A 22,770-nucleotide genomic window follows, 5' to 3' on the forward strand; every position below is an offset into this window, starting at 1 on the left:
GTGAAATCGGTAGACACAAGGGATTTAAAATCCCTCGCTCGAAAGGGCGTGCCGGTTCAAGTCCGGCCCCGGGCACCATTTACTGCGGATAGTTAACCACAGTAAAACCAGATTTTCGCGAGTATAGCTCAGCTGGTAGAGCGCGACCTTGCCAAGGTCGAGGTCACGAGTTCGAACCTCGTTACTCGCTCCAAATTTAAAAAAGCAGCCTGATGGCTGCTTTTTTGCGTTTAAAACGTAAATTTGTGTATTAAAAATCGAACAAATACGGACTGATAAACCAGACTGCCGCCGTTATCACCGCTATCGCCAACAGGTTTAACACTAATCCTGCTTTTACCATATCGGCAATTTTTAATTTACCTGAGCCAAATACAATAGCATTTGGCGGTGTGGCTACGGGCATCATAAAAGCGCAACTGGCAGCGAGAGCGGCGGGGATCACCAGCAGTGAGGCACTGGTATTCAGCGAGATTGCCACGGGGCCCAGCAGCGGCAGAAAAGCGGCCGCTGTCGCCGTATTGCTGGTGACTTCAGTCAGGAAAATAATAATGGTTGTCACCAGAATAATCAGCAGCAGAAGGTTGATGGCACCAAGACCGCCGACCTGACTGGCAATAAAATCTGCCAGGCCCGATTGCTGTATTTGAGAGGCCAGGGTTAAGCCACCACCGAACAATATCAGAATACCCCAGGGGAGTTTGTTACAATCTTCCCACGTTAATACTCTCTGGCCGGTCTTAAAACTGACCGGTATGATAAATAACAAACTGGCACATAGAATCGCGGTTAACGTATCGTTTAATGGTAAGCCGGTAATGCTGATAAACCACTTTTTAAAGATCCAGAGGCTGGCTGCCAATAAAAAAACTGCCAGCACAATTTTCTCTGCGCGTTGCATTTTGCCAAGCGCCACCAGTTTCTCAAGGTATATCTGACGGCTTATTTGCACTTCGTCGCGACCAAAACGAAAGTGAATTTGAGTAAGCCAGTACCAGGCAGCAAGAAGCAATACCACAGCAACAGGTACACCCAGTATCATCCACTGTGCAAAGCCAACCTCCAGTTGATACTGATTACGCAAATAACCGGCCAGCAGCGCGTTGGGTGGTGTGCCAATTAAGGTGGCAACACCGCCAATGCTGGCAGCATAGGCCACAGATAACAGCATAGCTTTGGCAAATTTATCGCTGATATTGGTTTGCATGCCAATAATGGACAGGGCAATGGGTAACATCATAACTGCGGTAGCGGTATTGGACATCCACATTGACAGAAAAGCAGTGACCAGCATCATACCCGCAATTTGCTGGCTGGGTTTACTGCCTACCATCAACATGGTTAACAGGGCGACCCGTTTATGTAAATTCCAGCGCTCCATGGCAATAGATAACATAAAGCCACCCAGGAACAGGAAAATCAGCGGGTCAGCGTAGGGAGCCGTAACGTTAGCGACTGAGTCGAGGTTAAGTAGTGGCACGACAATAATGGGTAACAATGACGTTGCCGGAATTGGCACACTCTCGCTAATCCACCATATGGCCATCCACGCTGTTAAACCAGTCAGCAGCCAGGCTGGTTCAGACATCCCGCGAAATGCTGGCTCAGTGAGCAACACCAAGAAAAATACCAGCGGAGCAGCAAGCAAGGGGAGCAGATAACCAAGTTCAAGCCTTTTGCTGACCACAATTATTCCTCATCATCCTGTTCAATAGCATTGCAGTCATTGGCAGTTTTATTGGAGTGTTGCAGCAATTGCTCCATTTGCGATAATTCGAACTTATCTAATAATCGCCACTGGCCGGGGCGCAATTCAGCCAGGCGTACATGCATAATCCGGGTTCGTTTTAATTTTATTACTTCATATCCTAAATACTCAGCCATCCTGCGTATTTGCCGGTTAAGCCCTTGAGTGAGAATAATTTTAAAGGTGTTTTTTGACACCTGGGTGACGGTGCAGGGCAGAGTGACGGTATCAAGAATAGGGACGCCGTTGGCCATCTTGCTAATGAAATTAGCAGTAATGGGCTTATTCACCGTTACCGAATATTCTTTTTCATGGGCATTGCCGGCGCGCAATACCTTGTTGACGATGTCCCCATCGTTGGTTAAAAAGATCAGGCCTTCGGAAGGTTTATCCAGCCTGCCAATCGGAAATATCCGTTGTGGATAGCCAATTGCATCAATAATGTTGCCCTTGATATGACGCTCTGTGGTGCAGATTATGCCTACCGGTTTGTGATAGGCCAGATAGATCCGATCAGGTTTTTGCTGCAGGGCTTTTCCGGCAATTTTTACATCATCACCATCAACTACCTTTAACCCGACCGGCGCAACTTCGCCGTTTACGGTTACAACACCCTGCTCGATATATTTATCGGCCTGACGACGCGAACAGAAACCGGTGTCACTAATGTATTTGTTTAAACGATATTGGGTGGGGTCTGTCATGGCATTCTTAAGTTTAAATAAAACAGCCCCTAGTGTAGGGGCTGTAAAGTTTTGCAGCAAGCCTTAGCCTACATATTAGGGTAGTTAGGACCGCCACCGCCTTCCGGGGTAACCCAAGTAATATTCTGGCTTGGATCTTTAATATCACACGTTTTACAGTGGATACAGTTCTGGGCGTTAATCTGAAAACGCGGCTGCTGCCCCTCTTCACTGATAACTTCATAAACGCCAGCCGGACAGTAGCGCTGCGCGGGTTCATTATATTTTGGCAGGTTTACTTCAATAGGTATATCGGCGTTTGCCAGGGTAAGATGGCAAGGCTGTTCTTCTTCATGGTTGGTGTTAGACAGGTAAACTGAGGTTAGCCGGTCAAAGCTCAGGGTATTATCTGGCTTAGGATAAGCAATTTTTGTTGCTTCACTAGCCAGTGTTAACTGGGCATAATCATAATTATTATCTTTTAGGGTAAAGGGCAGTTTGCCGCCAAACCAGTTCTGTTCAATCGTATTAAAAACACCACCCCAGAAAGTACCAAACTTATGCATTGCCGGGCCAAAATTACGTGAGCTATACAGTTCCTCATACAGCCAGCTTTGCTTTACGTTCTGGCCATAATCAGTTAAATCTCTGCCGCCGCCATCGTCAGTCTTCAGTGCAGCAAATACGGTCTCAGCAGCCAGCATGCCAGACTTCATCGCCGTGTGGTTACCTTTGATTTTGGCAAAGTTTAGGGTGCCGGCGTCGCAACCTAGCAATAAGCCACCATTAAAGCTCATTTTGGGTAAGCTGTTCAGCCCGCCTTTAGCAATCGCTCGCGCGCCGTAACTGACGCGCTTACCACCTTCCAGATACTGCTTGATAACCGGGTGGTGTTTATAACGTTGAAATTCCGCAAAAGGATCCAAATGAGGATTGCTGTAATTGAGGTCAATAATTAAGCCGACGACGATTTGCTGGTTTTCGCTGTGATACAAATAACCACCACCCGATGCTTCGTTAGCCAGCGGCCAGCCCGCTGAGTGCACAACCAGCCCCTGATGATGATTATTAGCTGGGACATCCCAGATTTCTTTGAAGCCAATAGCGTAATGTTGTGGGGATACGTCTTTATCAAGCTGATAGTGCTGGATCAGCTGTTTACCTAAATGGCCTCGGCAGCCTTCAGCAAATAGCGTGTATTTTGCCCGAAGCTCCATGCCTGGCGTGAAACTGTCTTTAGGTTTACCCTCACGGTCGAGGCCCATATCACCAATCAGAATGCCTTTGACGACGTCCTGTTCTATTAGCAACTCGCTGGCGGCGAAGCCTGGAAAAATTTCTACACCAAGTGTTTCCGCCTGCTCTGCCAGCCAGCGGCACATGTTAGCCACTGATACAATATAGTTACCACTATTGTGCATTGTCTTGGGTACGGCAAAGCCCGGTAATTTGCGGCTGGATTGCTCGTCACTAAACAGGTAAATATCGTCGTGGGTAACCGGCGTGGTCAGTGGTGCTCCCATTTCTTGCCAGTCAGGCAACAGTTCATTTAAAGCTCTGGGTTCAAATACCGCACCAGAGAGAATATGAGCACCTACTTCAGAGCCTTTTTCCACCACGCATACCGTGATCTCTTTGTCGGCGTTTTTCGCCTGTTGCATCAACCGGATCGCGGCCGACAAGCCCGCTGGCCCTGCGCCAACGATTACAACATCGTATTCCATTGCTTCTCTTTCCACGATGGTTACCCCTTGGATGCTTATATTTACAGTATTCACTGCGTTTATTGTGTTGATAAGGGTATTGCAGGTTGACGTTAACGTCAACAGTAAGTAGATTGTGCAGCAATATACATTGTTACGTTTACCTTAACGTAAACCTGCTGCGTAGAACGCGATTTAAGAGGATTATATGAAAATATTAGTTCCGGTGAAACGGGTTATCGATTACAACGTCAAAGTTCGTGTTAAAGCAGACCAAACCGGCGTTGAGCTGGCCAACGTGAAAATGGCGCTTAATCCATTTTGTGAAATTGCAGTAGAAGAAGCAGTAAGGTTGAAAGAGGCTGGTGTGGCGACTGAAGTCGTGGTTGTGTCTATTGGCGCAAAGGCGGTGCAGGAGCAACTGCGCACCTCACTGGCACTGGGCGCCGACCGCGCTATCCACCTGGAAACCGAGTTGAATCTGGATTCATTACAGGTTGCCAAATTACTGGCAAAGCTGGTTGAAGAAGAGCAGCCACAATTGGTTATTCTGGGCAAACAGGCAATAGATTCTGACAACAACCAAACCGCTCAGATGCTGGCAGCACTAACCGGAATGGGCCAGGGCACCTTCGCCTCAAAAGTTGCGGTAAACGGTGACAAAGTGCAGGTAACCCGGGAAATTGACGGTGGTTTGCAAACGGTAGAGTTGAACTTGCCAGCCGTGGTATCGACCGATTTGCGTCTGAACGAGCCACGCTATGCGTCACTTCCTAATATTATGAAGGCCAAGAAAAAGCCGTTAGATGTTAAAGCCGCTGACAGTCTTGGCGTTAACCTGAGTTCAAACGTCAGCACGTTGAAAGTTACCGCGCCGCCGACCCGGCAAGGTGGGGTAATTGTTGAGTCGGTTGCAGAACTGGTTGAAAAATTAAAGCACGAAGCGAAGGTGATCTGATGACGATTTTAGTAATTGCAGAGCATAGCAATGATGCCCTTAAAGCCGACACACATAAAGTTGTGCAGGCCGCTACCGCTATTGGCGGAGATATTCACCTGTTAGTGGCGGGTGATAATTGCGACAGTGCCGCCAGCGCAGCCGCAGAGATTGCAGGGGTCAGTAAAGTACTGGTTGCCAATGCCAGTACATATGGCCATCAATTGGCCGAAAACGTGGCGGCGTTAGTGGCAGAAATTGGCAAAGATTATAGCCATATCCTAGCGGCAGCAACCACCACCGGTAAAAATATGCTGCCACGAGTTGCCGCGCTGCTAGATGTAGCACAACTCTCCGATGTTATTGCGATTGAGAGTGCGGATACCTTCGTGCGGCCGGTATATGCTGGCAATGCAATAGCGACAGTCCAATCTGCTGATAGTATCAAGGTATTGACGGTGCGCTGCTCTGCATTTGGCGCAGCTGCTGAGGGTAATAATGCACCAATTGAAAAGTTGAATGTGGTGAAAGATTTACAGGTATCTAAGTTTATTGGTGAGGAGCTGACAAAATCAGCCCGGCCAGAGCTTACGGCTGCCAAGGTTATTATTTCAGGTGGTCGCGGTATGCAAAATGGTGAGAACTTCACCATGCTAAATGGCATAGCCGATAAGCTGAATGCGGCAATTGGTGCCTCGCGGGCGGCAGTGGATGCAGGCTTCGTACCAAACGATATGCAGGTGGGTCAGACCGGTAAAATTGTGGCACCTGATCTGTATATCGCGGTAGGTATATCGGGTGCTATCCAGCATTTAGCAGGTATGAAAGACTCTAAAGTGATCGTAGCGATTAATAAAGACGCTGAAGCGCCAATTTTCCAGGTAGCTGACTACGGTCTCGTTGCCGATTTATTTACGGTGTTACCCGAGCTCGAACAGCAGCTCTGATCGTTATAAAATGCTATATCAAAGCCAGCATTTGCTGGCTTTTCGCGTTTTAGTGCTTGTTGCTAACGTTATTTCCGACTTAAGATAATCCATCATTTGCCAAGGATGCCATAAAATGTCTGTAGTAATCCGCCATGCTGAGCCCATTGATATTGAATCAATTAAGACAATATATGACCAGCCCGCTGTTTATTCTAATACCTTACAGCTGCCTTATCAGCCCGTTGCCAGTTGGCAGAAGTTGTATAACGCCGGTGTTGGTTTTTATAATTTAGTTGCAGAGGTTGAAGGTCAAGTGGTAGGGCAACTTGGTTTACAGGTTTGCCAAAACCCCAGACGACGTCATGTTGCTGAGTTAGGAATGGGGGTGTTACAGGAATATCAGGGGCAGGGTATCGGATCGGCTCTGCTTCGTGCAGCGCTTGAGATGGCCGATAATTGGCTGAATATCAGACGGATGGAGCTAACTGTTTATAGCAGCAATGACGTTGCTATTGCGCTTTACGAGCGTTTTGGCTTTGAAGTTGAGGCGGAGTTGGCAGATTTTGCGTTTCAATATGGTAAATATGTTACGGCGTTATGCATGGCCCGGATTAATACCGGTAATAGCTGAATAAGCAGATATAATAAAAACAAAGGCACTTTTAAGTGCCTTTGTTTTCAAAACGGCTTGCGATGGTATTGTTAATCAATGAGAATTCGCATTTTTCTGGCACTGTGCGGTATCGGTGCACTCACCATACAAGTACAAACTATGGTGGGTAAGTTTAATACCGTTTTGCTCTGCTATCTCCAGCTGCTTGGCTTCGATAATTTCGTCTTCAAACTCGATAACCTTGCCACACTTTAAACACACCAGATGATCATGATGGCTGTTGCCGGTCAACTCAAAAACTGATTTACCGCCCTCAAAATGATGACGTGTTAAAATTCCAGCATCATCAAATTGGTTCAGTACCCGATACACCGTTGCCAGACCGATATCTTCACCAAGTTCCAACAGGATCTTATAGACGTCTTCAGCACTGATGTGCTGATGATTGGGGTCTTGTAAAATCTCAAGGATTTTCACCCGTGGCAAAGTAACTTTAAGGCCGGCTTTGCGTAGCTCAGTATTATGATCTGACATAAAAACTCTGTCTTGCTGGTGGATTTGCATCGATTATAAAGACATTAGCGCCATATTGAAATGGCCGATTGCTGCTGATTTTACGTCAATTCTGTTGTGCTTTCCTTGCAGCCTTGTAAAATGGGTGGCAAACAGGTCATACCAGGTGAAGTGATGCGCTGGGCGTTTAAACCACAGATTATGCGAAAATTAATGAATTTCTGGCCGCCATTTTTTTTCAGTGGTATCAGAGTAGCGGTATTGGCTGATGATTATCGTTATGCCAGAGTAGAGCTGAAAAACCGTCCCTGGACCCGCAACATTAATAGTAGCCAGTTTGGTGGTTCAATGTTTGCCATGACTGATCCAATATTTCCATTGCTGTTAATGGGCGCGCTGGGTAAAGAATATATCGTCTGGGATAAGCAAGCTGATATTGATTACCTTAAACCCGGGATAGGCAGATTAGTAGCAGAGTTTATTCTGACCGATGACACCGTTGCCGACATTATTAAGCACACGGCTGATGGCGAGAAGTATTTTCCGCAGTTTTTGGTGCACATTAAGGATCAGAACGACAATATCGTCTGTGAAGTGAACCGAACCGTTTATATTCGAAAGAAACCAAAATACCGCTGAACAGAGTACTACTGAGCACGCTGGCAGAATATCAGTATTGGGTGATTAGCGAGCCAATTTGTCAGTTAAACCTGATAAGTTGATTAAAAAAAGAGGCATAATGCCTCTTTTTTTCAATGTTTTCAGCCGGCTTACAGGTTAGCAAACTCCTGCAGGCTCATTTCTTCGTAAACCTGTTTGCACCACTGTTTTACCCGTTGCTCAGTTAACTCTGGCTGACGGTCTTCATCTACACCCAAGCCAACAAAGTGGCTGGCATCGGCCAACGCTTTTGAAGCCACAAAGTTATAGCCTGCAGTCGGCCAGTTGCCAACAATAATTGCGCCCTTAGGCTCAATAATATCGCGTAAGGTGCCCATCGCATCCAGGAAATATTCAGCGTAATCTTCCTGATCGCCACAGCCAAAAATTGCCACCAGTTTATTATTAAAGTCTATACCGTCCAGCTCAGGGAAAAAATCATCCCAGTCACACTGGGCCTCACCGTAATACCAGGTTGGAATACCCAGTAACAGTAAGTCGAAGCCGGCAATGTCTTCTTTGCTGCTTTTAGCGATATCACGGATCTCAACCAGGTTTTTGCCCAGCTCTTTTTGGATCATTTTGGCGATATGCTCAGTGTTGCCGGTATCGCTACCGAAAAAAATTCCTACAGTTGCCATGGTTAATTGCCTTCTTACCTGGATAAAGCTTGCTCTAAAAGTTGTTCAATTAAGTTACTGCGTGTGGTATTCGCCTGTTCGGCAGCCTGGCTCAGCGCATCATACAGCTGAGCAGACACTTTACATTCAATACGCTTTAAGCCCTTATTACGATCGCGTTTAATTTGATTGCGTTTATTCAGCTTTAGCTGCTCTTGCCTTGGCAACGGGTTAGTTTTAGGCCGCCCCGGCCGCTTATCAGCCGCAAACAAATCAATAGTGGTGCGATCAGTGGCGATTTTAGCCATCAATCTCAACCTTGTTATTCCAGAAAATACTGGACCACCGTTTTAATTACAAACACCAGTGGTGATAGAAACAACACCAACCAGACAAAAAAACGACCAAACCGTGGCGCCTGACTCTTTTTCAGTACATCGTTGATTGCCAGTACGATAAAAATGTAGAGTACCGTCAGGCCCAGCCATAATCCCATGGTTTCAAATTGTGCAATGGTCATCTGCTCTGGCCATACCTGAAAAATTGGCCGCACTATAGCACAAAACTTGCTAAATTTTAGTGTGCTGGCTCAATAAAAAGTCTTTGACCAACTTGGCAAACACAACTGGTTTTTCTCCATGCAGCCAATGGCCCGCGCCATTAATTATTTTCGCCTGCGCCTCGGGGAATAATTGCATAATCTGCGGCCGGTGCTCTGGCAATATATAGTCAGACTGTGCGCCTTTAATAAAAAGAACAGGGCCGGTGTATGCATTGCTATGTTCGGGAAAGCTAAGTAAGTGGTCGTAGCATTGTGTTAATGCCACTAAATTAAAGCGCCAGGCAAAGCCCTGTTCGGTTTTGTGCAGACTTTTTAATAAAAACTGACGAACACCAGGCTCTGTTATATGTTCAGAGAGCTGCTTGTCAGCCTCACTGCGATTGCTTAGCTTGCTGGTGTTAACCGCTTTTAAACCATCAAAAACTGCCTGATGGCTTCTGGCATAGCTAACCGGAGCAATATCAGCAATAATAAGCGCCGTTATCCGACCCGGGTGGGCCAATGCAAACGCCATCGCTAATTTACCGCCAAGGGAGTGACCCAATATCGCACATTGCTCAATATTCAGGTTATCAAGCGTTTCAGCCAAATCAGATACCATGCTGGTGTAATTCATGACATCACTGTGTGGTGACTGACCATGATTGGGTAAATCGATACTGATAACGTGCCATTGGTCACTTAAGGATCTGGCAATACCGGCTAAGTTGTCATAACTGCCGAACAATCCGTGTAATATAATTAAAGGTTGCCCAGAGCCGATACTGTTGGAATGTAGAATCATTGCTAACTCACTGAAAAGATTAAGCGGGTATTTTAACAAATTAAGCTGCTGGCGTCAGTCGCAAAGCCTTTATATAATGGGCCAACATACAGTTGATGGAAAAAAATATGAAAACCATTGAAATAGAAGACGATTTGTATCACTACATTGCCGCACAGACCCGCAAGATTGGCGAAAGTGCCTCTGATATTTTACGTCGTTTACTGCTCGGTGAGCAGGCGGCAAGCCAGACTACTGCAGCCGTTCAACCTGAGACTGTCAACCCGGAGCCAGTAAAACCGACGGTTATGCTTGAGACCAGTAACACCGGTACTGTTTTCGATTTGGTTAGCCGCCAGGATTTACAGGCAGAATCAAGTGTAGTGGGGCGTTTTTTATATTTACTGTCAGTACTTGCTAGAGTACACAAGAAGCAATTCAGCAAAGTGCTGGAGATTAAAGGCCGGAACCGCCTGTATTTCGCCACCACGGCAGAGGCGCTGTCTGAGGCCGGAAGCAGTACTAATCCCAAACAGATCCCCAACACCAGTTTCTGGGTTATTACCAATTCTAATACCACCAGAAAAAAAATGATGTTAACCGAAACGGCGGTAAAATTAGGTTATAGTGAACAGGACGCTGAGCGGATCCGCGATTTATTATAAGGAATCAATATGTCTTTACATCCCCTGGCTGGACAACAGGTACCAAACGATCGAATTCCAAATATCAGTCGGTTAATGACCGCCTACTATGTGTTGGAACCTGATGTTCACCAGCACCCGGAGCACAAAGTCAGCTTTGGTACTTCTGGTCACCGGGGTAGTGCCCTTAATTGCTCATTTAATGAACCGCACGTGTTGGCAATTTGTCAGGCTATTGCTGATTATCGCAAAGCACAAGGAATAAACGGCCCGTTATTTTTAGGTAAAGACACCCACGGCTTGTCAGAGGCAGCATTTGCCTCAGCACTGGAAGTACTGATAGCCAACAAAATTCAGGTATGTATTCAAAAAGGTTTAGGCTATACCCCTACACCAGTGATATCACACGCTATTCTTACCCAAAACGATGGGGCAAATGACAAACTGGCAGACGGTATTGTCATCACACCTTCGCACAACCCGCCTGAAGATGGGGGAATTAAGTATAATTCACCGCACGGCGGGCCGGCCGATACTGAGGTAACCAACTGGATAGAGCAACGGGCCAACCAGTTACTAGCCAAAGATCTTGATGGGGTGAAAATGATGCCCTACAGCCTGGCAATTCAATCAGGTTATTGTCAGCACATCGATTACATTCAGCATTATGTAGACGATCTGGCAAATGTTATCGACATGGCCGCAATTGCAAAAGCCGGGATCAGAATTGGTGTTGATCCGCTGGGTGGTTCTGGTATTGGTTATTGGCCGCGAATTGCTGAAAAGTATGGTTTGGATATTACGGTCGTCAATGACAAAGTGGACCCGTCGTTCGCTTTTATGCCATTAGATAAAGACGGTCAAATCCGGATGGACTGCTCTTCGGCCTGCGCTATGGCCAATTTAATCCAGTTAAAAGACCAATTTGATATTGCTATTGGCAACGACCCTGATTTTGATCGCCATGGTATCGTTACCCGCAGTGGCGGTTTAATGAATCCGAATCATTATCTGGCGGTTGCTATAAATTATTTGCTGTCGAACCGGCCAGACTGGCCTGCCAGCCTCGCCATTGGTAAAACCCTGGTGTCCAGCGCCTTGATTGACAGGGTCGTCGCGGCAAGGGGCCGAAACTTATGTGAAGTACCGGTAGGTTTTAAGTGGTTTGTTGATGGTTTGTATAACGGTACTCTGGCATTTGGTGGTGAAGAGAGTGCCGGCGCCAGTTTTTTACGGTTAAATGGTAAAGCATGGTCTACGGATAAAGACGGTATTATTCTCGGTTTACTAGCAGCAGAAATGCTGGCTAAAACCGGAGTTGACCCATATCAACAATATCAGGCACTGACCAAAGAGTTGGGATCTCCGCTCTATCGCCGATTAGATGCGCCCGCCAATGCGGCACAAAAAGCCGCGTTAAAATCACTGGATATCGCCAGTGTTAGCCAGACCGAACTTGCAGGTGATCCGATATTGGCGGTATTAACTAGAGCACCTGGTAATCAGGCAGATATTGGTGGGGTAAAAGTGGTTACCCGAAATGGCTGGTTTGCCGCTCGTCCCTCTGGTACTGAAAACGCCTATAAAATTTATCTGGAGAGTTTTGCTGATCAACAACACTTACAGCTATTAGAACAGGATGCGAAAGCCTTCGTAGAACAGGTCTTTCGCTCCCTCTGAGCGCAACACCAGGCCGCTTTATATTGTAATTAAATTACATTAGCGGCCTTTATTTTGCTAAATGAGCTTATTTAAGGTATCTTTTTCGTAATATTGCTACATGTAACGATAATATTGGCTGGCTCAGCTCAGTAAATTGGTTTAATTAACAAGCTCAGTAAATTTCAGGATTGGCAATGAACAAAGCAACCTCACCAAAGGCCGCTGCCAGCGGCGCGACAACTGAACAACTTAAACAGAATATAATTAAACACCTGCATTCAAGTCTGGGTACTGACGTTAATAAAGCCAGCAGTCAGGCCTGGTGGCGTGCTACCTGTGCCGCGGTTAACGAACAGGTTTACGACGGCTTACGCAATACTCAGCGTACGCATTATCAGCAAGATACCCGTGCCTTACATTATTTTAGCCTTGAATATCTGATGGGCCGTTTGTTTAGCAATAATCTGCATAACTTAGGTTTGCATGAGCAAGCTAAGCAAGCATTGTCCGAGCTTGGAATGAATATTGCTGATCTGGAAGATCAGGAAGAAGATATGGCACTTGGCAACGGCGGTCTTGGCCGTTTAGCTGCCTGCTTTATTGATTCTTTGGCAACCCTTAATTATCCGGCCATTGGTTATGGTATTCATTATGAACACGGTCTGTTTAAACAGAGTTTTCAGGATGGTCGGCAAATAGAGCGCCCTGATAGCTGGCGCGAGTATGGCAATCCGTGGGAGATCTGCCGTCCAGAGTCAGTGCAGGAAGTTTCTGTTTATGGCTATGTCGAGACGGTATATGACCTGCAAGGGACCATGAAAAAAGTCTGGCACCCGGGACGTATTATAAAAGGTGTGCCATGGGACATTCCGGTCGTTGGTTACAACGGCAGTTCAGTTAACGTATTGCGCTTGTGGGAAAGTCGGGCCAGTGACTTTTTTAACTGGGATGTGTTTAACTCGGGTGGTTATATTGATGCCGCCAGAGAAAATATTGAAGCTGAAACGATTTCAAAAGTGCTCTATCCGAATGATGAAACTGACGCGGGTAAAGAACTGCGGTTGATTCAACAATACTTTTTTTGCTCATGTTCCTTAAAAGATATTATTCGTCGCTATAAAAGAGCGCATGGCGATGACTGGAGCAAATTTCCGCAGCAGGTTGTTATTCAGTTAAACGATACTCATCCGGCGGTTGCTATCCCGGAGCTGATGCGAATTCTGATTGACCGGGCTGACATGAGTTGGGATGACGCCTGGGCGCTGTGTCAACAGGTTTTTGCCTACACCAACCACACCTTACTTCCCGAAGCGTTAGAAAGATGGCCGGTACGATTATTTGAAAAAGTGTTACCACGGCACATTGAAATTATTTATGAAATAAACCGTCGTTTTCTGGTCGAACAGGTCGACGTATTATGGCCTGGTGACAACGCTAAAAAACGTAAGCTTTCTATAATAGAAGAAGGTGACGAACCGATGGTGCGGATGGGCCATCTTTCCGTGGTTGGTTCATTCAAAGTGAATGGCGTGGCAGAGATCCATTCCAAACTGGTACAGTCTGATTTATTTCCGGAAATGGTGGCATTGTGGCCGGATAAATTTACCAATGTGACGAATGGCGTTACTCCTCGGCGCTGGTTAAAAGCCTGTAACCCCAGGTTGTCTAAATTACTGGATGAAAAAGTAGGTACTGGCTGGCCGGTTAATCTTAAACTGTTGAGTAAATTGGCAGATTTTGCAGACGATCCGCAGATCCAGGACAACTTTATGGCAATTAAACAGCAAAACAAAGCTGACTTTGCCAAGGAAGTTAAAAGACTGACCCGCATTGATATTGATCCGGCGGCTATTTTTGATATTCAGATTAAGCGTCTGCACGAATATAAACGCCAGCATCTTAATTTGCTGCATATTCTGGCGCTGTACCGTCGTATTTTGCAAAACCCGGATTATGATATGGTACCCCGGGTCTTTATTTTTGGCGCCAAAGCAGCACCTGGCTATAAGCTGGCAAAAGAAATTATTTATGCAATCAATAAAATTGCTGACAAAATAAATAACGATAAACGGGTTAAAAACCGGCTTAAAGTAGTATTTATGCCTAATTACCGGGTAACTCTGGCCGAGAAAATGATCCCGGCAGCTGACGTGTCAGAACAAATTTCTACAGCGGGTAAAGAGGCGTCGGGTACCGGTAACATGAAACTGGCCTTGAACGGTGCCGTAACCGTAGGCACGCTGGATGGCGCTAATATTGAAATTGCTGAAGAAGTTGGTAGCGATAATATTGCGATTTTCGGACTTACCGTCGATGAAGTAAAAGCGCTGCATGCCAAGGGTTATCATAGTTACGAGTACTACCATAATAATCCGGAAATTAAGGCCATATTAGACTGGCTGGAGACCGATTACTTTACTCCCGGCAAGCCTGGTGAATTAGCAGCGATAAAGCACAGCTTACTGGAGGGAGGTGATCCTTATCTGGTATTAGCTGATTTTGAATCATACGCAAACGCGCAGCAGCAAATAGACAGCTGGTATCGCGATAAAGCAGGCTGGGCGAAAAAAGCGATTTTAAACACAGCGTTAGTGGGTAAATTTACCTCTGACCGCTCAATTGAAGATTACGTCAGCAAAGTGTGGCGCTTAACGCGGTGTAAAATTGCAGACTAAGAGTAAATCAGGGTAGGCGTAACGCTATCCTTTGCCAGAAACCCATCTTAGGATGGGTTTTTTTATTGATAAAAATTTGGCAATTGCCACAGGCTATGGGTAAAGTTAAATAAGATTTATCCGATGAGCTGAGGTCAGGGCAGGTGTTATTAGTGTTCAGAAAGATAATTGGCCAGCTAATGTATGTTTTATTGTTGGGCTGTGGATTAACCGCAACGTTAACCTTTAAGGTGCTAGCTGCCAGTACAACAGACCTTGTTTTGCGAATGACAAGTGAACCGCAGACAAGGCCAGAAGTATCTGAAGATATTCAAGATACCGAAAATAATGAAAGGTTAAACTGGGCCATTAATGATGCTCCGCCGTTTCATGTGCTCCATGGCGAATATCAGCGTCAGGGGGTATGTGACGTATTAATCAAAGTAGTGCATCGCTACATGTCAGAAACCCGGCCAAGATATCTGGTTATGCCACAGCCCAGAATTGCCCAGGCATTGGACAACAAAGAACCGGTATGTTTTCCCTGCATGATTTTCAAACCAGAAGGAGAAGACAGAGCAATTTATAGTATGCCGACGCATATTTATTACCCGCATCATATCATTACTGATGAACACACCGCGAAAACGTTAAAGGCACTCTATGGCGAGCCGATATCCTTAGCGACATTATTGGCAGATACTCGATTCCGGTTGGGCTACCCTGCGGGCCGGCGCTATGGTGTGTTACAACCCTTAATCAATGAACAAGACCCCTATCTGGCCCGCTCAGGCCCTGGCGGCTCTGTCGCCATTTTACATATGATTAGCTCTGGCAGACTTGATTACACCATTGATTACCCGATGATTGCCAACTATTTTCAGCAGCTCTACAACCGAAAAATGGTGACCATCGCCATTTCAGAAAATGATCAGCAGCCGGTGGCGGGTGCGATAGGTTGTGCAAATAATGCCTGGGGAAAGGCGCAAATATCACGAATTAATCAGATCATGCCGCAAATCAGGCAAGATCCGGAGTTTCTGGAAGTACTAAGAATGTGGCACAGCGATGTTAGCAGTATTGATTTTAGCTTTTTTAATGAGCAAGGTTTACGTACTTTTGATAAGGCTGCAGGGTCTACGGAACAGAATTAAAAATAATAGCGATAATGGAGAAGCAATTGCAGCAAACAGGCAGTTTAGTCTGTGTCGGTACCGGTATGACATTAGGTTCGCATATTAGCCCGTTAAGTCGCAGCTATATTGAACAGGCCGATGTAGTATTTTTATTAGTTGCAGATGGTATTACTGAGCAATGGGTGGGCGAGATGAACAATGACGTTCGCTCGCTACAGCCTTTTTATCAGATTGGTGTGTCGCGGATGCTAAGTTATCAGCAAATGGTAGCGGCGATGCTGAGCGAGGTGCGGCTTAATAAAAAAGTGGTCGGGGCGTTTTACGGCCACCCTGGGGTATTTGCCTGGGTGCCACATAAAGCGATTGCAGAGGCCAGAGCAGAGGGTTTCGCCGCCCATATGGAGCCCGGTATTTCGGCAGAGGATTGCCTGATAGCGGATTTAGCTATCGACCCAGGCACCTATGGCTGCCAGCATTTTGAAACCAGCCAGTTTATGTTTTACAAACGCACTATTGATAGCGCAGCTTATCTGATTTTGTGGCAGGTTGGAGTGGCGGGAGATCGTAGCCTGGCCAAACGTAGCACTGACGCCCGTTACCGCCAGTTACTTATTGAACTATTGGCTGAGTATTATCCGTTAAACCACCAGGTAATTTTATATGAAGCGGTAACCTTACCCATTCAGCAGCCGCGGATTACGCATTTGTCGCTTACCGATTTGCTAAGTGCCCAGATGGATCTGAAAACCACTCTGGTGATCCCGCCTGCGACCAAAATGGTCGCTAACCAGCTAATGCTGGATAAACTGGCCGCCTTACAGGCAGATGACGACGATGCTCAATAGCCTTATTAACTATGATGTTGGTTTTGCCGCTTGTTTATTAAACGTAAGACTATTGGCGGCAGTAGATCAGCCGCTTTACCGTCAGCTTTTTACCAGCAAAGCGGTAATGCAATGGATTGGCGAGCCGTTAACTGACAGCCAAGTGACGTGCAGTTTTGCTGCGGCCCTTAAGCAAAATTTAGCAGCATCGACTAAATTAATGCCAGCAAGCCGTTTATTCCTGGTAATTGCTAACCCGGCAGCGAATACATCCTTCGGGTTAATGGCCGTAACCTTTAATGCCACAGCATATGCCAATCGTTTTAACGCAGAGATTGGTATTATGCTGTTACCTTTCATGCAGCGAAAAGGCCTTGCTGTTACTGCGTTTATCAGTTTATGTCAGAGATTACTGCAACTGCCCCAGGTTATACACATAATATGCAGAATTACCGACGGCAATCTGGCCGCGATAAAGCTGGTTAGCGGGCTGGGCTTTGTGTATTGTAAGCAGGACAATTATTATAAATTACACAATAATAATAAAATTACTGATACAGGATGCTCAGCATGAAAAACGTATTGCAGTTATTACAACTGCTAGGAGAAGATGCATCGTTGCGCCATCTGGCGGATACTCAGCTTGAACAAGTTGTTAACCCATTAAATTTCGACCCGGCAATTCAGCAGGCCATATGTCAGCAAGACGATGTTAAACTGGCGCAGCTGCTTCATGCAAATAATAAAATTGTCTGCATGATCCTGCCAGCAGAAGAGCCATCGCCTGACGATGAGCCCAAAAAGGAACCGGAAGATGCCCCCGAGCCTGCAGATCCAGAAATTAAGCAGGTGGTTTAAATTAATGAGTTTTAACCCCCAGCAGAACTGACCTTATGAATTCTCTAATAAAAGTCATTATGGTTAGCGCTGCGCTGTTGCTAATTCTGCTTGTTTTGGTACCTGCAGGCTTTGCAAATGAACCTGCTAAATTGTCTGAGGAACGGAGTACTGAGCAAACGCTCTCCATTCAACAGCAGTTAACCCACCTGGACAATATAAGACTGGAAGATCAATCTCAATTTAGAGCCGGATTAGCCAGTCTAAGACAATTACCATTATCTGAAGCGGCTGATATCGAGTATTTAATGCTGCTGAATGCTTATGAACAGGCATTGCTAGGGCAATATGATAGGGTGTTACCTGTACTGACCCAATTACTGGACGCTTCTTCAGATACCACCATGATTATCAAAGCCCGAATGCTGGCAGTCAATGTTCTATTACTGTCAAATAATCATGAGCGGGCTTTTTCCTATTTTGAAAAGTTAACCAATAACATATCTGCTATTACAGATGCTGAGTTAATGGCGCAGGTTATTGTTTTAGTGATGTTTACTTATAACGAACTTGAGCGCTATGATTTATCTTTATTATATTTGCGATATATTGATTTTAATTCGATACCCCAAAAATTAGCATGTCGGATCAATGTCATAGCCCTTGAAGCAAAATTTAAAAAAATTGACAGTGTTGTAACCGAAAAAGAAACAAATATCGTGATAGATGAATGTGTCGCGGCCAGAGAATACATTCCGGCCAATATAGCCAGGCACCATTTGATGCAGTATTTTTTAAAAAATAATGAAGCTGAAAAAGTGCTGGCAATTTATCAGCAAAATTTAAAAGAAATAGAAAATACGCACTATCCGGTGCTGATATCGCAAGTTCTAGTTCTTGCAGCCCAGGCTCAGCTGCAACTAAATAATGTTCAGCAGGCTTCAACACTAGCAAATCAGGCGTTGCTTAAAGCAAAGAGCAGCCCAAATAACGTTGCGCTGGTAGAGGCTTACGCCACCTTATACCAGATTGCCAAACAACAACAAAACTATGCCCTGGCTTTGCAACATCTGGAACAACAGTATCAGGTCGAGGAAGAGTTTAATGCCAGTAAAGCAAAGCAGCAGGCGGCTTATCATACCGTTAAGTCGGAGATTGAATTAAAAAACCAGCGGATCAATTTACTAGACAGAGACAACGAACTGTTGTTTTTACAGAAAAGCATTTATCAGGAAGAAGTAAAAAACAGTCGTTTACTGTTGCTTTTAGCGGCCTTAATCGGCTTTATTGCCCTGGTGCTGGCTTATCGCGGACTGACGGGCCGCAAGCGCTTTAAATTAATGGCAGAGTATGATCAACTTACGGGTATCAGTAACCGTTACCATTTTAATAACGAAGCGAAACAAGCGTTAAAATATTGCCAGGCGAAACACTTGCCGGTGGCAATGATCTTGTTCGACCTGGATCACTTTAAAACCATTAATGACCAGTTTGGCCATGCTACCGGCGATTGGGCACTGCAGCAGATCGTGCGGGTGTGTAAGCAGTTTATGCGATCCAACGATATATTTGGCCGGATCGGCGGCGAAGAATTTGTTATTATGATGCCCGGCTGTGAATTAGATAAAGCAACATTGCTTGCTGAAATTTGCCGGGATGCTATTGCCAGTATTGATTGTAACACCAGTGAGCATCAATTCAGCCTTAGTGCCAGCTTTGGCGTCAGCGGCAACGTTGTTAGTGGATACGATATTAAGCTGCTGTTAGCTGATGCTGACAAAGCCATGTACGAAGCAAAAAACCGCGGCCGCAATAAGGTGGTCGAATATCAGAAAACTGATCAATAACAGCAATAACAACGCACACGCTGCAGCTGCCAAGTGGAAGGAGTGACGATGTATGGCACAGCAACTCATACCTGCTGATGATTTTCTTAAACTTACCCTGGATAATCCTCTGGGCTTAGCCCCCTTCGAATTTACTTTAGCGAATGGTCTTGCAGTAAAGGTATGGGATAGTGGGGTAATAAGCTTCGAGCCAGCCGGGCAAACAACCGAAGATGTAGTGTTGTCATGTGGTGTACATGGTAACGAAACCGCACCCATTGAAATTTGTGCTGCAATAGTGCAAGACATTCTGGCCGGGCGCTTAGTGGTCAACGTCAGGCTACTGGTACTGTTCGGTAATCCTCCAGCGATTAATGCCGGAACCCGCGAGATTACCGAAAACCTTAACCGGCTGTTCTCCGGACATCACAGTAAGGGAGCGGGCTTAATTAACGCCGAAAGGCAGCGTGCAAAGGCGCTGGAGCAGTATGTCAGCCAATTCTATCAGCGGTTACCCGTAACCGAAAGCGCAACGGGTAACCGAAGCTTATACGACTTACATACCGCTATTCGTGGTTCCCGTTTTGAAAAGTTTGCCGTGTATCCTTATTTGCATGGGAAACCCTGGCGCCAGGCAGAGTTTGCGTTTTTAGCGGCGTGTGATGTTTATACTGTGCTGCTGATGCAAACGCCGGCCAGTACTTTTAGTTATTATGCTTCGAACGAGCATGGTGCCAATTCCTTTACTATTGAACTTGGCAAGGTTAAGCCATTTGGTCAGAACGATATGGCCCGCTTTGCCAAAGCGGATAGCAGTTTACGGGCGTTAATTTACAATAAACCGGTAAAATCTGGTGCCTTTGATCATAACAAGTTTAATATGTATCAGGTATATCGCTCCATTATTAAACAGACGCAGGACTTTACACTACATTTTGCTGACGATATTGAAAACTTCACCAGTTATCCTCCAGGCAGTCTGCTGGCAACAGATGGTGATATTGAATATCGGGTTGAAAAAGAGGGTGAAGCATTGATCTTTCCCAATGCGAATGTAGCGGTAGGCCAGCGGGCAATGCTTATGGTGGTGCCAAGCTCTGTCATGGATAATCTGCAATAAAACCCCGCAGCAAGGCCAATAACATGGCTGGCAAACAGTAAATATAACCTGACAGCTCAGCGGGCCGTCAGGTTTTTTTGTGCCTGAGCACGGTTGCAATGCAGTTTACGTAAAGGTAAAGTTCCCGGCAAATAATCATAATCGACAGCGTGTCCACAACCCAAGAGATAGCTATGACGAACCCAAATAATGCTACCATCACCACGGTGCATAATGCAGCTTTTACTGCCGGTGATGCGTTAAAGATTCCGACTCTGCGAATTCTTAAAGACGATGGCAACCTCTATGATGGTGCCGACAAACCAAACCTTGACAAAGAAACTGCCCTGAAAATGTATGACACTATGGTGTTCACCCGCGTGCTGGATGAGCGGATGCTGGCGGCACAACGTCAGGGCCGGATCAGTTTTTACATGCAGTGTCTGGGCGAAGAAGCAACTACGGTCGGTAGTGCTGCCGCCCTGGATGAGCAAGATATGATTATGGCGCAATACCGTGAACAGGGCGCACTTCGCTACCGCGGTTTCAGCCTTGAGCAGTTTATGAACCAGCTGTTCTCTAACGAGAAAGATCTGGGTAAAGGCCGCCAGATGCCAGTGCATTACGGAAGTAAAGACATTTATTACATGACAATATCGTCACCCCTTGGCACGCAAATCCCGCAGGCAAGTGGTTACGCGTATGCTCAGAAGTTGCGTGGTTTGAAAAACACCACCATTTGCTACTTTGGCGAAGGTGCAGCATCGGAAGGCGACTTCCATGCCGGCTTAAATATGGCAGCCGTTCACAAGGCGCCAGTGTTATTTTTCTGTCGTAATAATGGCTATGCCATTTCTACTCCCGCTAATGAGCAGTTTGTTGGCGACGGTATAGCCTGTCGGGCCGTCGGTTATGGTATGAAATCACTGCGGGTAGATGGCGCTGACATTCTGGCGGTATATCAGGCCACTAAAATGGCCAGGGACTATGCGCTTGAGCACAACGAACCGGTATTAATTGAAGCTATGGCTTATCGGTTAGGTGCACACTCTTCTTCGGATGACCCAAGTGGCTATCGTTCAAAAGAAGAAGAAGAGTTGTGGCGTAAAACCGACCCGATATCACGTTTTCGCTTGTGGTTGGTAAAGCAGGGTTGGCTGGACGAAGACGCTGATAAAGCAAAAATTGAAGCGCTGCGCGGCGAAATATTGGATGCATTGAAAGTTGCTGAAAAAGTAGCGAAACCTGGAATAGAACATTTAATTTCTGATGTGTATGAACAGCCGATCCCGGCGTTACAACAACAATTAGATGAATTAAAACACCATATCAGAAAATACCCGGATGCGTATCCGGTGACGTCGGGGAGAATGGACTAATGGCCAAAATGAATATGCTGCAAGCGATTAACAATGCGCTTGATTTAGCCATGGCAAAAGATGATGCCGTAGTATGCTTTGGAGAAGACGTGGGGCATTTTGGTGGTGTGTTCCGGGCAACCAGCAAACTCCAAGAAAAGTACGGTAAAGCCCGCTGCTTTAATACTCCGTTAACTGAACAGGGTATTGCCGGTTTCGCCAATGGTATGGCGGCACAAGGCATGAAGCCGGTAGCGGAAATTCAGTTTGCAGATTACATTTTTCCGGCGTTTGATCAAATCGTCAATGAAACCGCAAAATTCCGCTATCGTTCAGGTAATGAGTTTAACGTGGGCGGCTTAGTATTTCGTAGCCCCTATGGCGGTGGTATAGCCGGTGGTCATTATCACAGCCAGTCACCTGAAGCCTATTTTGCCCATACTCCTGGCCTGAAAGTGGTGATACCGCGTGACCCTTACCAGGCCAAAGGCTTATTACTAGCCTCCATCGCCAGTCCGGATCCGGTAATATTTTTTGAACCTAAAAAACTGTACCGGGCGTCAACCGGCGAAGTACCTGAAGACTATTATGAAATTGAATTGGGCAAAGCAGAAGTGGTGCAGCAAGGTAACGACGTCACTGTGTTAGCCTGGGGCGCCCAAATGGAGATTGTTGATAAAGCGGTAGCAATGGCACAGGAACAAGGTGTTTCCTGTGAAGTTATCGATTTACGCAGTATTTTACCCTGGGATGCTGACACCGTTGCCACGTCAGTTAAGAAGACGGGACGGCTGGTCATAAATCATGAAGCCCCGTTAACCGGCGGTTTTGCCGGCGAAATTGCCGCGACCATTCAGCAGATGTGTTTCCTGCATCTGGAGAGCCCGATTGCGAGGGTTTGCGGTTTAGATACGCCGTATCCACTTGCCCTTGAAAAAGAATATGTGGCTGATCATCTTAAAACTTACGAAGCCATTATGCGCTCGGTCAATTTCTAAGG

The 22,770-nt window shown here is 46.0% G+C and carries 23 protein-coding genes and 1 tRNA gene; 16 read left to right on the top strand and 8 right to left on the bottom strand.

Translation table 11 applies throughout. From position 1 onward, the window contains the following. The first annotated feature begins 117 nt into the window (after positions 1-117). A tRNA-Gly gene (locus ABY802_RS06485) sits at positions 118-193 on the top strand. A gap of 57 nt (positions 194-250) precedes the next feature. Here the strand turns inward: ABY802_RS06485 and ABY802_RS06490 are convergent. The 3 genes from ABY802_RS06490 to ABY802_RS06500 form a co-directional block, all read right to left on the bottom strand. Further along, on the bottom strand, positions 251-1,687 hold the full coding sequence (locus ABY802_RS06490; RefSeq protein WP_372626214.1) for a DASS family sodium-coupled anion symporter: 1,437 nt from the start codon (positions 1,685-1,687) through the stop codon (positions 251-253). A 2-nt stretch (positions 1,688-1,689) separates the two neighbouring features. Continuing rightward, complete coding sequence (rluF, locus tag ABY802_RS06495) at positions 1,690-2,451, bottom strand: 23S rRNA pseudouridine(2604) synthase RluF (RefSeq protein WP_372626215.1); 762 nt, start codon at positions 2,449-2,451, stop codon at positions 1,690-1,692. 68 nt (positions 2,452-2,519) lie between these two features. Next, positions 2,520-4,154, bottom strand: a complete 1,635-nt coding sequence (locus ABY802_RS06500) for an electron transfer flavoprotein-ubiquinone oxidoreductase (protein ID WP_372626216.1) — start codon at positions 4,152-4,154, stop codon at positions 2,520-2,522. A 187-nt stretch (positions 4,155-4,341) separates the two neighbouring features. Here ABY802_RS06500 and ABY802_RS06505 point away from each other — a divergent pair, with 187 nt between their 5' ends. The 3 genes from ABY802_RS06505 (at position 4,342) to ABY802_RS06515 (ending at position 6,630) form a co-directional block, all read left to right on the top strand. Continuing rightward, positions 4,342-5,091 carry an electron transfer flavoprotein subunit beta/FixA family protein gene (locus tag ABY802_RS06505; RefSeq protein ID WP_372626217.1) on the top strand — a complete coding sequence of 250 codons (750 nt, stop codon included), beginning with the start codon at positions 4,342-4,344 and terminating at the stop codon, positions 5,089-5,091. After that, a complete protein-coding gene (locus tag ABY802_RS06510; protein WP_372626218.1) occupies positions 5,091-6,017 on the top strand; it encodes an electron transfer flavoprotein subunit alpha/FixB family protein in 927 nt (308 codons plus the stop codon). Before ABY802_RS06505 ends, ABY802_RS06510 begins: the two co-directional genes overlap by 1 nt. Positions 6,018-6,132: 115 nt before the next feature. After that, a complete protein-coding gene (locus ABY802_RS06515; RefSeq protein ID WP_372626219.1) occupies positions 6,133-6,630 on the top strand; it encodes a GNAT family N-acetyltransferase in 498 nt (165 codons plus the stop codon). A 75-nt stretch (positions 6,631-6,705) separates the two neighbouring features. Here the strand turns inward: ABY802_RS06515 and fur are convergent, their stop codons facing one another. Further along, on the bottom strand, positions 6,706-7,146 hold the full coding sequence (gene fur, locus ABY802_RS06520) for a ferric iron uptake transcriptional regulator (RefSeq protein ID WP_372626220.1): 441 nt from the start codon (positions 7,144-7,146) through the stop codon (positions 6,706-6,708). 120 nt (positions 7,147-7,266) lie between these two features. Between fur and ABY802_RS06525 the strand changes: the two genes are divergently transcribed. Next, on the top strand, positions 7,267-7,764 hold the full coding sequence (locus ABY802_RS06525) for a DUF4442 domain-containing protein (RefSeq protein WP_372626221.1): 498 nt from the start codon (positions 7,267-7,269) through the stop codon (positions 7,762-7,764). A gap of 131 nt (positions 7,765-7,895) precedes the next feature. Here the strand turns inward: ABY802_RS06525 and fldA are convergent, their stop codons facing one another. From fldA to ABY802_RS06545, 4 genes are read right to left on the bottom strand one after another with little or no spacing between them, the layout of a single operon-like run. After that, entirely contained in the window at positions 7,896-8,426 is a 531-nt protein-coding gene (gene fldA / locus ABY802_RS06530; RefSeq protein WP_372626222.1) for a flavodoxin FldA, read from the bottom strand. Positions 8,427-8,440: 14 nt separating this feature from the next. After that, positions 8,441-8,713 carry a LexA regulated protein gene (gene ybfE / locus ABY802_RS06535; protein WP_372626223.1) on the bottom strand — a complete coding sequence of 91 codons (273 nt, stop codon included), beginning with the start codon at positions 8,711-8,713 and terminating at the stop codon, positions 8,441-8,443. Positions 8,714-8,727: 14 nt separating this feature from the next. Then, positions 8,728-8,925, bottom strand: a complete 198-nt coding sequence (locus tag ABY802_RS06540; protein ID WP_372626224.1) for a DUF2788 domain-containing protein — start codon at positions 8,923-8,925, stop codon at positions 8,728-8,730. Positions 8,926-8,974: 49 nt separating this feature from the next. After that, positions 8,975-9,751, bottom strand: coding sequence for an alpha/beta fold hydrolase (locus ABY802_RS06545; RefSeq protein ID WP_372626225.1), 777 nt, complete (start codon positions 9,749-9,751; stop codon positions 8,975-8,977). 107 nt (positions 9,752-9,858) lie between these two features. Between ABY802_RS06545 and seqA the strand changes: the two genes are divergently transcribed. From seqA to ABY802_RS06600, 11 genes are all read left to right on the top strand, one after another. Then, entirely contained in the window at positions 9,859-10,395 is a 537-nt protein-coding gene (gene seqA / locus ABY802_RS06550) for a replication initiation negative regulator SeqA (protein ID WP_372626226.1), read from the top strand. Between the two features lie 9 nt (positions 10,396-10,404). Beyond that, positions 10,405-12,054, top strand: a complete 1,650-nt coding sequence (gene pgm, locus ABY802_RS06555; RefSeq protein WP_372626227.1) for a phosphoglucomutase (alpha-D-glucose-1,6-bisphosphate-dependent) — start codon at positions 10,405-10,407, stop codon at positions 12,052-12,054. 176 nt (positions 12,055-12,230) lie between these two features. Further along, the gene (locus ABY802_RS06560; RefSeq protein WP_372626229.1) at positions 12,231-14,711 is read left to right on the top strand and encodes a glycogen/starch/alpha-glucan phosphorylase; all 2,481 of its coding nucleotides are present in this window, start codon (positions 12,231-12,233) and stop codon (positions 14,709-14,711) included. A 266-nt stretch (positions 14,712-14,977) separates the two neighbouring features. After that, positions 14,978-15,844: a hypothetical protein gene (locus tag ABY802_RS06565; RefSeq protein ID WP_372626230.1), complete on the top strand. Its 867-nt coding sequence runs from the start codon at positions 14,978-14,980 to the stop codon at positions 15,842-15,844. A gap of 26 nt (positions 15,845-15,870) precedes the next feature. Then, positions 15,871-16,671, top strand: a complete 801-nt coding sequence (locus ABY802_RS06570) for an SAM-dependent methyltransferase (protein WP_372626231.1) — start codon at positions 15,871-15,873, stop codon at positions 16,669-16,671. After that, a complete protein-coding gene (locus ABY802_RS06575; RefSeq protein WP_372626232.1) occupies positions 16,652-17,224 on the top strand; it encodes a GNAT family N-acetyltransferase in 573 nt (190 codons plus the stop codon). Before ABY802_RS06570 ends, ABY802_RS06575 begins: the two co-directional genes overlap by 20 nt. Then, the gene (locus tag ABY802_RS06580; RefSeq protein WP_372626233.1) at positions 17,221-17,508 is read left to right on the top strand and encodes a hypothetical protein; all 288 of its coding nucleotides are present in this window, start codon (positions 17,221-17,223) and stop codon (positions 17,506-17,508) included. Before ABY802_RS06575 ends, ABY802_RS06580 begins: the two co-directional genes overlap by 4 nt. Positions 17,509-17,543: 35 nt before the next feature. Continuing rightward, positions 17,544-19,334, top strand: coding sequence for a diguanylate cyclase domain-containing protein (locus ABY802_RS06585; protein ID WP_372626234.1), 1,791 nt, complete (start codon positions 17,544-17,546; stop codon positions 19,332-19,334). Positions 19,335-19,386: 52 nt separating this feature from the next. Next, a complete protein-coding gene (astE, locus tag ABY802_RS06590) occupies positions 19,387-20,433 on the top strand; it encodes a succinylglutamate desuccinylase (protein WP_372626235.1) in 1,047 nt (348 codons plus the stop codon). Between the two features lie 173 nt (positions 20,434-20,606). Beyond that, the gene (locus ABY802_RS06595) at positions 20,607-21,791 is read left to right on the top strand and encodes a thiamine pyrophosphate-dependent dehydrogenase E1 component subunit alpha (RefSeq protein WP_372626236.1); all 1,185 of its coding nucleotides are present in this window, start codon (positions 20,607-20,609) and stop codon (positions 21,789-21,791) included. Then, positions 21,791-22,768 carry an alpha-ketoacid dehydrogenase subunit beta gene (locus ABY802_RS06600; RefSeq protein ID WP_372626237.1) on the top strand — a complete coding sequence of 326 codons (978 nt, stop codon included), beginning with the start codon at positions 21,791-21,793 and terminating at the stop codon, positions 22,766-22,768. Before ABY802_RS06595 ends, ABY802_RS06600 begins: the two co-directional genes overlap by 1 nt. Positions 22,769-22,770 lie beyond the last annotated feature (2 nt).

This window comes from Arsukibacterium sp. (genome assembly GCF_041616895.1).
Lineage (GTDB): Bacteria > Pseudomonadota > Gammaproteobacteria > Enterobacterales > Alteromonadaceae > Alishewanella.